10 protein-coding genes are annotated in these 14625 nt (G+C 62.9%); 4 read left to right on the forward strand and 6 right to left on the reverse strand.

All coding sequences use genetic code 11. The annotated features are described in order from the left end of the window. The 3 genes from H6A15_RS09490 to H6A15_RS09500 all read right to left on the reverse strand — a co-directional run. Window positions 1–1048, reverse strand: a 1048-nt coding sequence (locus H6A15_RS09490) for a glycoside hydrolase family 1 protein (RefSeq protein WP_204673515.1), incomplete at its 3' end; no start/stop codon positions are given. A gap of 239 nt (window positions 1049–1287) precedes the next feature. Beyond that, entirely contained in the window at window positions 1288–3213 is a 1926-nt protein-coding gene (locus H6A15_RS09495) for a beta-glucoside-specific PTS transporter subunit IIABC (RefSeq protein ID WP_204673516.1), read from the reverse strand. Between the two features lie 132 nt (window positions 3214–3345). Further along, on the reverse strand, window positions 3346–4113 hold the full coding sequence (locus tag H6A15_RS09500; RefSeq protein ID WP_204673517.1) for a PRD domain-containing protein: 768 nt from the start codon (window positions 4111–4113) through the stop codon (window positions 3346–3348). A 74-nt stretch (window positions 4114–4187) separates the two neighbouring features. Here H6A15_RS09500 and yihA point away from each other — a divergent pair, with 74 nt between their 5' ends. Then, the gene (gene yihA / locus H6A15_RS09505; RefSeq protein ID WP_204673518.1) at window positions 4188–4778 is read left to right on the forward strand and encodes a ribosome biogenesis GTP-binding protein YihA/YsxC; all 591 of its coding nucleotides are present in this window, start codon (window positions 4188–4190) and stop codon (window positions 4776–4778) included. 478 nt (window positions 4779–5256) lie between these two features. Here the strand turns inward: yihA and H6A15_RS09510 are convergent, their stop codons facing one another. From H6A15_RS09510 to thrC, 3 genes are all read right to left on the reverse strand, one after another. Further along, window positions 5257–7344, reverse strand: a complete 2088-nt coding sequence (locus tag H6A15_RS09510) for a YgiQ family radical SAM protein (protein WP_204673519.1) — start codon at window positions 7342–7344, stop codon at window positions 5257–5259. Between the two features lie 123 nt (window positions 7345–7467). After that, complete coding sequence (gene thrB / locus H6A15_RS09515) at window positions 7468–8349, reverse strand: homoserine kinase (RefSeq protein WP_204673520.1); 882 nt, start codon at window positions 8347–8349, stop codon at window positions 7468–7470. Window positions 8350–8521: 172 nt separating this feature from the next. After that, window positions 8522–10027, reverse strand: a complete 1506-nt coding sequence (gene thrC / locus H6A15_RS09520) for a threonine synthase (protein ID WP_204673521.1) — start codon at window positions 10025–10027, stop codon at window positions 8522–8524. Between the two features lie 96 nt (window positions 10028–10123). Between thrC and H6A15_RS09525 the strand changes: the two genes are divergently transcribed. The 3 genes from H6A15_RS09525 to H6A15_RS10685 all read left to right on the forward strand — a co-directional run bounded on the left by H6A15_RS09525 (window position 10124) and on the right by H6A15_RS10685 (window position 14556). Beyond that, the gene (locus H6A15_RS09525; RefSeq protein WP_204673522.1) at window positions 10124–11506 is read left to right on the forward strand and encodes an aspartate kinase; all 1383 of its coding nucleotides are present in this window, start codon (window positions 10124–10126) and stop codon (window positions 11504–11506) included. 934 nt (window positions 11507–12440) lie between these two features. Next, window positions 12441–13463: an aspartate-semialdehyde dehydrogenase gene (locus H6A15_RS09530; protein WP_204673523.1), complete on the forward strand. Its 1023-nt coding sequence runs from the start codon at window positions 12441–12443 to the stop codon at window positions 13461–13463. 148 nt (window positions 13464–13611) lie between these two features. Then, a complete protein-coding gene (locus H6A15_RS10685; RefSeq protein ID WP_204673524.1) occupies window positions 13612–14556 on the forward strand; it encodes a LysO family transporter in 945 nt (314 codons plus the stop codon). The last annotated feature ends 69 nt before the right edge of the window (window positions 14557–14625 follow it).

Below are 14625 nucleotides of genomic sequence, written 5' to 3' on the forward strand. Positions count from 1 at the left end.
CGGACCGGGACGCCGGAAGCGGCGCGTGACGCTGGCGGGATCGGCGCATGTGCGTTGGCGCGAACGGGTGAGGTTCGTTGGTGGAATCGGCGAAAGATAGATTGACACTAACAATGTCCTCGGGGCGGTACTCGATGGAGACGCCCTTCTGCTCCATCTCCTTCCACAGGTAGCGCGGGTACTCGCCGAAGACCTGGATGTCCACGTAGCGGTAGACGCCGCGCATGCGCTGCTGCGTGGCGAGGTTGTCCTCGGGCTTGCAGGAGTAGGGGTAGAAGCAGAGCTTCGTCATCATGCAGCCGACCTGCGATCCCGGCACCATCTCGTGGCAGAGCTTCACGGCCTGGGCGCTGGCGACCATCTGGTGGTGCATGGCCTGGTAGATGACCTCGTCAAAGTTCTTGCCGGGGAAGCGATCCTCGATGAGGCCACCGGAGGTGACGGCGTGGCGCAGCATCGCGTCGACCTCGTTGAAGGTCAGCCAGTACTTGACGAGGTGTCCGAAGCGCTCGAAGCAGGTGCGGGCGTACTTCACGAAGAGGTCGATGACCTCGCGCGAGTACCAGCCCTGGTAGTCGGTCACGAGCGCGAGCGGCGGGTCGTAGTGCGACAGCGTCACGAGCGGCTCGATGCCGTGCTTGCGGCACTCGCGGAACATGTCCTCGTAGAAGGCGATGCCCTCCTCGTTGGGCTCGGGGTCGCGCGGGTCGGTATAGATGCGGCTCCAGCAGATGGACACGCGCAGCACCTTGAACCCCATCTCGGCGAAGAGCGCGATGTCCTCCTTGTAGTGGTGGTAGAAGTCGATGGCGCGGCGCTTGGGGTAGTTCGCCTCGGGACCAGCGGCGAGCGCCTCGGCGAGGTCCGCCGAGCTGTAGGCGAACTGCTTGGTGAAGTCGGCGACGCCCACCTCGCGGTAGGGCAGGCAGTCCTGGATGGTCATGCCTTTGCCTCCCTCGTCCCAGCCGCCCTCGACCTGGTTGGCAGCGGTCGCGCCGCCCCATAGGAAGCCGTTGGGAAAGTGCAGGGATGCCTGATTCTGGTACATGATGGTCCTTTCGAACGTGAGTGGATGGGTGCCGTGTGCCGTGTGTGCTGGCGCTTGTACATTCTCGGGCAAGAATGTGCTGAAAAGCGGGCTTTTAGGGGCGTTTAACAGCACAATCTTGCCCAAGAATGAATAACGAGCAGCAAACTTGCAAACAGCGACGTCGGGGCCCGCCCGACGGCGGCGCGTAGTTCCGCCCGACAGCGGCGCGTGGTGCTGGCGTTGCCGGGCGGGGTCCGCTACTTGAGCGTCTTGATGAGCTCGTCGCCCGCCTTGACCGCGCCGCGCTCGTTTACGGGGAACACGTCAAGGTAGCTTGCCGTGTTGGAGATGATGACCGGGGAGACGACGGAGTATCCTGCCGCTTTGATGGCGTCGATGTCAAAGGTAAGAAGCGTGTCGCCCGCCTGCACGTGCTGCCCCTGCTCGACGGCCATCTCAAAGTGCTTGCCGCCAAGGTTCACGGTGTCGATGCCGATATGGATGAGGCATTCCACGCCGGAGTCGGAGGTGACGCCGATGGCATGCTTGGAGGGATAGACGGCGGTCACGGTGCCGTCGAAGGGGGAGCGCAGCACGCCCTCGGTCGGCTCGATCACGACGCCCTTGCCGAGCGTTCCGGATGCAAATACGGCGTCAGGCGTTTCGGAAAGCGGGGAGACGGAGCCGGTGAGCGGGCTTGCCACCACGTCCACGGAGTTGGTGGCGCCTGCGACGGCGACGCTCGGTGTGGCAGCGCCGGCGGCTTCGACCGCGGGCGCGGGCTCGGCCTTCTTGCTGAAGAGGCGCGCCTTGATGCCGTCGCCCTCGTCGAGGCCAAAGAAGATGGTGAGGCCGCAGCCCAGCGCGGTGGCAAGCGCCATGCCGATGCACATGAAGACGAAGTTCTCGTCAACGAACACGGGCAGGGACAGGATGCAAGAGTTGACGTAGGCATAGGCATGGCAGCCGATGGTGGCCACGAAGGCGCCCGCGATGCCGCCGGCGATGATGTCGGCGATGAGGGCCGTGCGGAACGTCATGAGGACGCCGTAGATACCCGGCTCGGTGATGCCCAGGAACGAGGAGACGAAGGTCGACATGCCGATCTCTTTGTTCTCGGACTTCTTGGCGCAGATCCACACGCCCAGGCAGCAGCCGACGATGGCCATGGTGCCCATGGTGTTGACCGGCAGGATGTAATCATAGCCGAGCACGGAGATGTTGTTGAGGCACACGGCGCCCAGCGAGAGGTGCATGCCGGTGAAGACGAGCAGCGAGCGCGTGGCGCCGATGACGGCACCGGCGATGAGCGGCGAGACGGTGAAGAGCCAGGTGAAGAGCGTCGCGATGGCCTGGGCAAGGTAGTTGGCGATGGGGCCGGTCACCACGAGGGCGACGGGGGCCATGATGAGCACGGTCACGAGGGGCGTGAACACCAGGCGCAGCATCTTGGGGATGAACTTGTCGACATACTTATACACATAGCTCATCACCCAGACTGACAGGATGATGGGGATGGAGCTTGCGGAGTATTTCGCAAAGGGGATGGGCAGCACGCCGAACAGATACATCGGGTCGGATCCGGCGGACTGGCCTGCCGTCATCGTGGGGTAGAGCAGGATGCCGGCGATGACCAGCGCCATGGCAATGTCGGTCTTGAAGCGCTTTGCCGAAGACCATGCGAGGAAGAATGGGAGGAAGTAGAAGACCGAGTCGGCCGCCATCGTCAGCACCTGAATGAGTACGTCATCAGAGGCAAAGCCGAGGTAGCTCGTCATGATGGTGACGACGCCCTTGAGGATACCGGTGCCAGCCATGGCGGGAATGACGGGTAGGATGATTGCGGAGATGGTCTCGAAGATGCCGCCGATGCGGTATTTCTTCATCTCCTCCTTGTTCTTCGCCACGTCGGCGTCGAGCTTGGCCTTGGCGTCGATGGGGCCAAGCTGTGCCTGGACGGCGTTGCAGACCGTGTCGACCTCGTTGCCGATGATGATCTGCAGCTGTTCGGTGGTGTTGACCACGCCGAGCACGCCGTTGGTCTTCTTCAGGCGCTCTTCATCGGCCTTGGAGAGGTCGTTGAGGTAAAAGCGCAGACGGGTTACACAGTGGAATACTTCGCGGACGTTGTCCTTTCCGCCCACGGCTTCGATGATCTGACTGGCAAGGGTGTCGGGATTCATCGTCGCTCCTTTCAGGTGATTGCTGACTATCTCTGGTGGTCGCCTCCCAAAGCCGGCATAGGGAGGCGAGGGGGTAATCGAAGGGGTCGGTGCCAAAGCGTCTTGCCTGTGGGGCTCGAGCGCTATGTCTCATCACTCATGCAGATGGGGCCCGTAGACACGCTGGATGTGGATCGTGAGGTAGAGCTGCTCGTTTTCCGAGATCTTGTAGCGGTATGTCGCCTCGATGAAGCCCACGATTTGCTCGACGCATGCGAAGGCGGCGCCGTACTGATGCTTCACGAGCTCAAAGAGCTGCGGGTCCTGCAAGCTGTCAGGCGTGTCCGGGTTGGTGATGACACGGGTGGCAAACAGCTTGAGGTGAATCATCAAGCGGTAGTAATCGAGCGACGCCGGGTCGATCTCGATGTGAAAGTGATGGCGGATGAGCGAGACGACCTCTTGCACCATGCGGGTGATCTCGATCGTTTTGTCCATGCTGGTCTCGGTTTCGGCATTTACGAAGTGCAGCGCGATGAACGCAGCCTCGTCTTCGGGGAGCTTGACGTCGAATCGCTTCATGAGGTAATCGATTGCCTCGAGAGCGACGGCGAATTCCTCTTGGTAGAGCATCTTTGTCTCGATGAGGAGGCGGTTGCGTATCTGAACGCCGCGCCGGGCGCGTTCGATGGTGAAGTGGATGTGGTCGGTGAGCGAAAGGTAGATGTTCTCGTCCAGCTGCTTGCCGAGGTGCATCTTTGCGTTTGAGATAATCGATTGCGTCGCCTCGAAGTACTCTTCAGGAATCTGCGCGACAAGCTCGTTCAGGCGTTTGGAGAACTCGGGAACATGGCGAGTGAAGATGCTTTCGACGATTATGCCGTTTGCCGCTTGATTTCTACCGTTCGCTGCTCGGCGCATTGAGTACTGATACCATGTCAGGACGACCGATCGTCCCATCGACCTGTCAGAAGGCCCCATCAGGAGGTATCCCCATGGCCGATCACATCAATTATCAGCTCGTCCACTTTGTCGCCAGCTACGGCAAGGCGTCGCAGATCCCGCCGTCGACGTGCCCGGAGGTATCGTTCGTGGGGCGCTCGAATGTGGGCAAGTCCTCCATCATGAACAAGATCTTCAACCGCAAGGGCCTCGTGAAGGTCTCTGCGACGCCGGGCAAGACGGCAAACGTGAACTTCTTTGAGGCCGATGGCGTTCACTTTATCGATCTGCCGGGATACGGCTTCGCTAAACGTTCGAAGGCTGAGCGCGATCGCTGGGCGAAGCTCATCGGCGATTTCTTCAACCTTGAGCGCAGCTTCAACTTGGTGGTCTCGCTGGTGGACATTCGCCACGATCCCAGCGCCCTCGACCATCAGATGATCGAGTTTCTCCAGGAGGGGGGATATCCCTTTGTGGTCGCCCTTACCAAGGCAGATAAGCTGAGTCGCTCGCAGCAGGGCCGCCAGCTTGCGACGATTCGCAAGCAGCTCGATGTCGCAGCCGATGACATCATCGTCACGAGCTCTGAGAGTGGTCTGGGCATCGACAAGCTTAAGGCACGTATCGAGCAGGCGTGCCTGTAGGCATCGAGCAGATGCGCCTATGGGGCGATGCTGAGCGTGCCCCGTTTCGGTTCGCTCTAGCGGGGCGTTTGGCCCCGCGCATGGTCGAGGGCCTCCTCGCTGACGGATCTGCCTGCCAGCGAGGAGGCCCTCTCATCAAAAGGCTGGTTGGGTCGGATGAGCTTATTGCGTTGAGAAGGGTCTCATCGACTTGATCGCCTCGTCGGTCTCTCCTAGACATGCAACTTTTTACGTTTTAGAGCCGAAAACGTAAAAAGTTGCATGCTGCGCGGTCGCCGCCGCGTCTCGTCGTCTCCGCGCCCTGCTGCGCCGCCGCGCGTGACTTCCTGTGCGTTTTGGACGCCGCGGGACGACTTCTGTTGCAGAATGGACGCCAAGTCCCGCATAGAGGCCCCTTGGCGGCCGTTCTGCATAAGAGGTCCCGTCTGGGCGTCCAAAATGCACAGGAAGCTTCCGTGTGGCCCGAGCGCCGGTCCGGCTATCCCCGGTGGCCTCCGCGGTTGGCTTCTCGCCCTTGTCCCGCCCGGTTGCGTCCGATGGCGTTGGCTCCGCGCTTGGCGCCCTTGCCGACCGGTCCTCGCGCCCCGTGCCCATCGAAACTCTTGGCCTGGCGTCCGGACTGTCGCGGCTGCTTCGTGCCGTGCGGACGCGTGGGCCTCACGAGGCATTTGGGCCCAAAGCCGATGAGGTCCCCTCTGCCTGCTTTGCGCAGCGCCTCAACCACCAGATCGTAGTTCTCGGGTTTCCGATACTGGATGAGTGCGCGCTGCAGGGCCTTTTCATGTGCCGATTTGGGCACGTAGATAGGCTTCATGGTGCGCGGATCGACACCGGTATAGTACATGCAGGTAGACATCGTGGAGGGCGTGGGATAGAAGTCCTGCACCTGTTCGGGCATGTAGCCCATGTCGCGCACGTACTCTGCGAGCTCGACGGCTTCGCGCAGGGTGGAGCCGGGATGGCTCGACATGAGGTAGGGAACCAGATATTGCTTCTTGCCCAGCTCTTTATTGACCTCTCGGTACTTTGTGACGAAGCGGTCGTAGACCGAGCGGCTCGGCTTTCCCATGACTGAAAGCACCGCATCGCTCACGTGCTCGGGGGCGACCTTGAGCTGGCCGGACACATGATGGGCGCAGAGCTCGCGGATGAAGGTGTCGTCGGTGTCGGCGAGCACGTAGTCGAATCGAATGCCGCTGCGGACAAATACCTTTTTCACCCCCGGCAGGCTGCGCAACTCGCGGAGAAGCTGCACATAGTCACGATGCGAGACGTCCATCTGACGGCAGACGTCAGGCCACAGGCAACGCTTGTGGACGCATGCCCCGCGGGTCAGTTGCTTTTTGCACGCCGGCTGCCGGAAGTTGGCGGTGGGGCCGCCCACGTCATGGATGTATCCCTTGAAGTCGGGCTCCTGGGTGATCTTGCGAGCCTCCGCAAGCAGGCTCTTATGGCTTCGCGTCTGCACGATGCGCCCTTGGTGAAAGGTGAGCGCGCAAAACGAGCACTCGCCAAAGCACCCGCGGTTCGAGATGAGGGACATCTTGACCTCTTTGAGCGCCGGAACGCCGCCTGCCGCCTCGTAGTCTGGGTGGTAGGTTCGCGTATAGGGCAGGTCGTATGCCTCATCGAACTCGGGTTGAGAAAGCGGCTTCGACGGAGGGTTCTGCACGACGAAGACGTTGTGCGGATAGGGTTCGACCAGGCGTTTCCCCGAGAACGGGTCCATGTTTTCGTACTGGGTGTTAAAGCTTTTGGCATAGGTGAGGCGGTCGGCTTCGAGTTCGTCCCAGCTGGGGAGGAGCGTGTAGTCATATACCTCGTCGAGCGAGCGGGTGCGATAGACCGTGCCTTCGATATAGGTGATCTGCTCTGCCGGGAGGCCCGAATCTAGCGCGTCGGCGATGGCGACGACCGAGCGCTCTCCCATGCCATAGGAAACGAGGTCTGCGCCCGAGTCAAGCAGGATGGAGCGTTTGAGGCGGTCCGACCAGTAGTCATAGTGGGCGAGGCGCCTCAAGCTTGCCTCGATGCCGCCCAAGATGATGGGCGTCTCTTTGAAGGTGCGGCGGATGAGGTTGCCGTAGACCACCACGGCGTGATCGGGCCTCGCGCCGGAGGCTCCGCCTGGCGTGTAGGCGTCGGTGCGGCGGCGGTGCTTCGAGACGCTGTAATGGTTCACCATGGAGTCCATGTTGCCGGCGGAGACAAAAAATCCCAGGCGAGGCTCTCCGAGCGCGGCGACGCTTGCGGGGTCACGCCAATCGGGTTGGGCGATGACGCCCACGCGGTATCCGTGGGATTCGAGAAGCCGCACGATGATGGCGGTACCAAAGCTGGGATGGTCGACGTAGGCGTCGCCCGAGACATAGACAAAGTCGCACTGGTTCCAGCCGCGCTCCTCCATGTCGGCGCGCGTGGTGGGAGGAAAGTCGGCCCGCGTGAAGCCGAGCGCCGTGGGGCCGCATGGGTCGAGATTCGCTCGCTGTGGTCGACCTGTCGCCCGCGCGGTCGAGGGGTGCTTGCGGTGGTGTTGCGGTGCTTTGTTGGACAATCGCTTTGACATGCTGCTCCTGTCTGAAGATGTGCTGCACACATCCTAGCAGAGGGCCGGCAGCGCCAAGGCAGCCGGCGATGGCAGCAGAGAAAGAACGAAGCCCAGAGCCGGGGCGCGTGTCGGGCGCTGGCCCTACAGATACTCGATCTGCGCGCCCTCGGTGTCGCAGGTGAGGATGTGCGTCTCGCATGCGGGGAAGCTCTCGCGCAGGCGCACCTGCAAGAACTTCGCCACGATGGTGTCGTCCGTCACCGCCATGAGGGTCGAGCCCGAGCCAGAGATCCAGATGGTCTTCGCGCCGCCCGAGAGGCAGGTCTCGCGAATGGCGTCGTAGTCGGGGATGAGGCGTCGACGGTACGGCTCCTGCAGGCGGTCGTCGTTTGCCGCAGCGATGAGCGCGGTGTCGCCCGTTTCAAGGCCGCGCGTGAGTCCGGCGATGCGTCCCATCTGCCACACGGCAGTCGAGAGGGGGACTTCCTGCGGCACCACCTTGCGGGCGTCGGAGGTGTGCACCTCGTAGGGAGGGATCACAGTGATGAAGCGCAGACGATCGCTCACGTTGTAGCGCAGGCAGCGCGGCAGCTCCCCTTCGGGCGTGAAGGAGCATACGGCTGCTCCCAAGATGGCCGGTGCAACGTTGTCGGGGTGGCCCTCCATCTGCGTTGCGAGCGCGACGAGCTCCTCTCGCGTTACCGTGTGGCCGGTGAGCGCGGCCGCGCCCATGATGCCGGCGACCACGCATGTCGAGCTGGAGCCTAGGCCGCGCGCGACGGGTATTTCGGTCTGGATGTCGATCGAGATGGGGAAGGGGTCTTCGCCCCACGCCGCAAGCGCCTGCTCGAAGGCGACATACACCATATTGTCCGCGTTCTGGAACTCCTCGGGACAGCCGGTGATGGTGAGGCTCTCGGCACGATCGAAGGTGAAGTGCGAGTAGAGCGACACCGCCATGCCGAGCGTATCGTAGCCAATGCCCAGGTTGGCGCTGGTGGCGGGTACGGTGACGCGAATCATCTGATGGTTCCTTTCAAGCTGAAGCGAGGCTGATGGGACGCCGCGCGACATACGCTGCATGGCATAAGGATAAACCGCGCGACGTCGTCGCGGGGCGGAGGCGAGGCGAAGACGTCGCGCGGAGGCGTGGTTATGGTCGAGCGAACTCGGGTCGACGAGCTCGGGGCGGGCGCTACAGCTTCTTGGCGGCGCGCTCCACGAAGGCTTCCATGCGGTCGATATCGACCACGCTGTCGTGGAGGATGGGTGCGTCGGCAAGGCAGGAAAGCTGTGCGGGCGGCTGCGTGCCGGTTGCCTGGGCGAGAACGTCCATGCAGGCAAAATCATCCTTCGGAGTCCTGAGCCCGAGCGCCTCTGCCACGGCGCGCGGGAACTTATAGGGGCTTGCCGTAGAGAGAAGCACGCGTGCGCGGGCGCCTGCGGCGGCAGGCGTCTGGCCGAGCACGTGATAGCCGCAGGCGGTGTGCGGGTCCATGACGTAGCCATGGTCTTGCCAGCAGGCGGCGATGGCCTCCGCGACCTGCTTCTCGTCGGCCCATCCGCATCCGAAGACCTCTTGAATGCCTGCCAGAAGATCGGGAGAGATCTCGTAGCGGCCGCTCTCGGCGAGCTCTCCCATGAGGCGCGCGACCAGGTCGCAGTCGCCACCCGACAGGAAGTAGAGCATGCGCTCCAGATTGGACGAGATGAGGATGTCCATGCTGGGCGAGGTGGTGGTGAAGAAGGGGCGGTTGCGGTCGTAGACGCCCGTGGTCAAAAAGTCGTAGAGCACGTTGTTCTTATCGCTTGCGACCAGCAGGCGTGCGACGGGCAGGCCCAGCAGCTTGGCATAGTAGCCGGCGAGCACGTCGCCGAAGTTGCCGGTGGGCACGCAGAACTCGACCTCGTCGCCCGGCTTGACGGCGCCTGCGCGCAGGAGCTGCGCATAGGCGGCGAAGTAATAGACCACCTGCGGCACGAGGCGTCCCACGTTGATGGAGTTTGCGCTGGAAAGCGCCACGCCGCGCTTGCGCAGGCGACAGGCGAGCTCTTGGTCGGCAAAGATGCGCTTGACGGCGCTCTGGGCATCGTCGAAATTGCCGCGCACGCCGCAAACGGAGACGTTCTTGCCCGCCTGCGTGGTCATCTGCAGCTGCTGGACGTGGCTGACCTTGCCTTCGGGGTAGAACACGGTGATGCCGCACCCCGGAGCGTCGGCAAAGCCTGCAAGGGCGGCCTTGCCGGTGTCGCCGGAGGTGGCGGTGACGATCATGATGCTCTCGTCAGCGCTGTCGCTCGACGTACGCGCCATGAGACGCGGAAGCATCTGGAGCGCGACGTCTTTGAAGGCGCTGGTGGGGCCGTGGAACAGCTCGAGCACATAGGTGCCGACCCCGTCCGCCTCGCCCGCGCCCTCGAGGGCGACCAGCGGCGTGACCTCGGGACTTGCAAACGAATTCGCATATGCCTCATCGACGCAGACGGCTATCTCGTCGGGCGTGTAATCAGGAAGTAACATTCCGAGCACTTCGCGGGCGATGGCGGCGTAGTCTTTAGACGCCAAGGCGCTTACGTCGAGTTTCTCGCCTCCCAGGGCGTCACAGACAAACAGGCCGCCGTCGGGTGCGATGCCGGTGCGTATGGCGTCTTTACTTGAGCATGCTAAAGCACGTGAACGTGTACTATGATACAAACTCATGTCGGTAGCTCCTTGTTTGCCTGGTCATTTCGTAGGCCCATGGTATCAGAGCGCTGCGCCGCGCAATCACGGCTTAAGAAAGGTAACCTCTTTGTCATGATTAAAGTTGCTAAATTCGGCGGGTCTTCGGTGGCCGATGCCGAGCACTTCAAAAAGATCCGCTCCATCATCGAGGCAGACCCGTCCCGCCGCTTCGTCGTCGTGTCGGCGTGTGGCCGTCGCTATAAGTCGGACGCCAAGGTCACCGACCTGCTCTACCTTGTTGCGGCCCACGTGCGCTACCACGTCTCGTGCGACGACCTCCTGACGGATATCGGCCAGCGCTATTTCGACATCGCCGACGAGCTGGGGCTCACGTATCCCATTCGCGAGGAGTTCGCCACCTTTGCCGAGAAAGCCAAGGCGGGGGACCTCACCACCGAAGAGCTGGTGAGCCGCGGCGAGTACTTCACCGCTCGCCTGATGGCCGAATACCTGGGGCTTCCGTTCTTGGATGCAGCCGATGTCGTGGCGTTTCACCACGACGGCACCCTGTCCATGACGCGCACCCAGGCGCTCATTCAGGAGCGCGGCGTCCCGGGCGGCTTCGTCATGCCGGGATTCTATGGCGCCACCCGCGAGGGCCGCATCATGCTGCTCGATCGCGGCGGCGGAGACATTTCGGGATCGATCCTCGCCAAGTGCCTCGATGCGGCGCTATATGAGAACTGGACGGATGTCTCGGGCTTCCTCTCTGCAGACCCGGGCGTCGTTCCTCATCCGCAGCCCATCTCCCGCATCACCTATTCCGAGATGCGCGAGCTCTCCTATATGGGCGCCTCGGTGCTGCACGAGGAGGCCGTGTTCCCCGTGATGGAGGCCGGGATCCCGATCGCGGTGAAGAACACCAACCGCCCCCTTGACCCGGGAACCATCATCTCCGACCGCGAGGACTACGTGGCCGACGAGCCCATCATCACGGGCGTTACGGGCAAGCGCAATTTCGTCGCCGTGCATATCCTGAAGGACCACATGTCCAACGAGGTGGGCATCGTTCGTCGCGTGCTCTCGATTTTTGAGCGCTATCGCGTGTCGATCGAGCACATTCCCTCGGGCATCGACTCGTTTGCCGTGGTCGTGCAGGGCGAGGACGTGAAGGACTCGCTGTGGTCCATCGTGGCGGACATCAAGACCGAGGTTCAGCCTGATGGCATCAAGGTCGTCGACGACTTGGCGCTCATCTCGACGGTCGGCCGCAACATGAGCGGGCGTCCGGGCATCTCGGGAAGCCTGTTCGCGGCGCTCGGCCAGGAGGGCATCTCCATCCGCATGATCGCCCAGGGTTCTGACGAGATCAACATCATCGTGGGCGTGCGCGACGTCGACTTCGAGCGCGCCATCCGCGCTATCTACAGCGCCTTCTCCGATGGCGACCACCTGCTTGAGCTCAAGGACCTGAAGCGCGCCGAGGCGGCGTCGCACCCCGCATCGGTGAGGTAGCGAAAGACAGGCATCATACAGAGAGGGCCTCGGCAACGATACTATGCCTCCCGTTTCTCGGACGTGAGAAACGGGAGGCTTTTTATGTCCGGCGGCTTGAGGCTGAGATGCGACGAAGGCATCCTCAGAATTGCGGCAGGGGCGCCGGAGGGCGTGGCTGCAACGGGGCGAGCGCCCGGCGCGGCGACGAACGCGCCCTTCCGGGCATTCTCGACAGGCTGGGCTGCCTTGCCCCATCCATGACGGCCCCGAGCTCAGGTATGGCGCGCCCGCGCCGGTCCCGGAAGCGCTATCGGCTTCGTCTAGGCTCTATGGGACGGTGGGCGATGGTTGCCGGCGGGCCTAAGGCCAAATCGACTGGCCTCTGGGCAGCTTGCTTGCGGGTGATGGCGCGTCAGGTCAAATCATTCGAGAGCTGGGCATGGGTCTCGTGGAGCCCGGCCTGCGGAGGTCAATCGGCATGACCTCTGGGTAGGGGGATGCTTCCTAGAGGCGCCCGCCTCCCAGGCTGGAGCAATATGGGCCAGCATTACGCCATGCTTTATACCATAGGGCCTCTTTCCCTAGGACGACCTTGGCTTGTCTCATGCCCAGCGCTCGGAAAAATGACCAATCGAGGTCGCGGTCCGCGATGGCCATGCCCAGCTCACGAGTAGATTGGCCACGCTGCCCCGTTCGTCACAAAAGGGCCGCACAGACGCCCCCGATCACAGGGGTCCCTGATCGTCATGCGGCGCCACTCACGCGGCAATAAAGGGCGGGGAGGACGAATGACGATCTTCTTGGATTGGCGCAACAGCCTAGATGATAATCGGCCGATGTTCCCCGTCGCCCCTGGCCTTCGCGAACAAAAAATCGGGTATTCACACAACGGAAATACTGCAACGGTACACTCGACCAACTGACTCATTCAGAACACGGGAGGTCGAACGCCATGAAGGAGTACACGGTTGCCATTCTGGGTGCCACGGGAGCGGTTGGCACGCAGATGCTTGCCTGTCTTGAAGAGCAGGAGTTTCCTGTAGGCAAGATCAAGCTGCTCGCAAGCGCGCGCAGCGCGGGCAAGACGCTCTCCTTCCGTGGCGAAGAGGTCGTTATCGAGGAGGCTACGCCGGCGGCCTTCGAGGGTTGCGACATCGTGCTCGGCGCCGCCGACGACGCCATTGCCAAGCAGCTGCTTCCGGCCGCCGTCGAGGCGGGGGCCACGGTGGTGGACAACAGCCACGCCTTCCGCATGGACCCCGAGGTGCCGCTGGTGATTCCCGAGATCAACGCCGATGACGTGTCGTGGCACAAGGGCATCATCTCCAACCCCAACTGCGCCACCATCATCGCGCTGGTGCCCACCTGGCCCCTGCATAAGGTCGCCGGCGTGAAGCGTATGATTGTCTCCACGTACCAGGCGGCATCGGGCGCCGGCGCACCCGGCATGGCCGAGCTCGAGGCGCAGATCGCGGCCATGGGACGTGAAGAGGCGATTCCCGAGCCGAAGGCATTTGCGGCGCAGCTCGTGAGCAACCTCATCCCGCAGATCGGCGGATTTGACGACGAGGGGTACACCTCGGAGGAGATGAAGCTCCAGAACGAAGGCCGCAAGATCATGCATCTTCCCGAGCTCGCGGTGTGCTGCACCTGCGTGCGCGTGCCCGTGCTGCGCTCGCACTCCGAAAGCGTGACGCTTGAGTTCGAGGGCGATATCACGCTCGAAGAGGCGCGCGAGGCGCTTGCGGGGGCTCCCGGCGTCAAATTGGTCGACGACCGAGGCGCCGAGAGCGCGCACGATCGCTTCCCCATGCCGATCGACACCTCCGACCAGGATCTCATCTGGGTCGGACGCCTGCGCCGCGACATCTCGAATCCCGAGGCGGCGCGCGGCATCACCTTCTGGTGCTGCGGCGACCAGATTCGCAAGGGCGCTGCGACCAACGCCGTGCAGATCGCCAAGCTGCTGGTGTAGCAAAAGGGGCGCTCGGACGTGCCCGGGTTGGTTGGCGCGCCGGCCTGGAGTACACTGAGCAGCTGGAAATCAGTGCCCCATGCGGCACATGCAAAGGGCAGCCCTCGCGGGGGCTGTCCTTTTTCGGCGCGAGGAGCGAGGGGGCGCGGTGGATATTCTCGTTATCATGCTTGTGGGCGTCGTGGCGGGGTGCTTTGTGGTGCCCGCTGCCTGCAAACGACCCGTCGAGCTGCTGCAGGTCGTTTGCACCTGCCTGCTCATATTCACCATGGGCGTGTCGCTTGGCCAAAACGACGAGTTCTTTCGCGAGCTGGGCACGTGGGGCTTGCAGAGCCTGGTCTTCTGCCTGCTTCCCATGGCATTCTCGATCGCCATCGTCTATGCGCTGACCTCCTGGCTCATGGGGGACGGCAGGGCGCCGCAGGATGGCGGCAGGCCCAAAGACGCTTCCGGCGGGTCGCTCGTAGCGAGGGTCCTTGCGTTCTTGCGCGGGGAGACCATGGTGGTCTTCGCTTTCGTCGCGCTGCTTGCAGGCATTGGTGCGGGCGTCTGCGCGGGGGATACTGCCCTGCTGCAGGCCGTCGTCTCGGCGAGCGACCTCATTCTCGACGTGCTCATGCTGCTGGTGGGCGTAAGCGTCGGCATGCATCGCGGGCTCATCTCCAGCATCCGGGAGCACCACATCAAAACGCTCGTGATTCCCGCGGGCGTGATCGTGGGGTCGGTCGCGGGAGGTTGCGTCGCCGCGCTGCTGCTGGGCTATCTGCCGCGCGAGGGTATGGCGGTGGCAAGCGGCCTGGGGTGGTATAGCCTGGTGGGCGTTACCATCGAGGGGCTTGGCGGCGCCCAGCTGGGCGCCATCGCGTTCCTGGCGAGCCTCATGCGCGAGCTCCTCTCGTTTTTCAGCATCCCCCTCATCGCGCGACGGCTCAACTACTATGCCTGCATCGCTGCGGCGGCGGCCACGAGCGAAGATACGACCCTGCCCATGATGATCAAGTACACTGACGAGCGCACCGTGGTTTTCTCCCTGGTCAATGGCATAATCTGCTCCACCTTTGTGCCGATTCTGGTGTCGCTGTTTTTGGCATGAGCCCGTGCCCCCACGGTCAAAAGACGGGCGGGGAGGGGGCAAGGCAGGAGCTGTCTCTTATACACATCT

This window comes from Enorma phocaeensis (assembly GCF_016901575.1).
Classification (GTDB): domain Bacteria; phylum Actinomycetota; class Coriobacteriia; order Coriobacteriales; family Coriobacteriaceae; genus Limicola; species Limicola phocaeensis_A.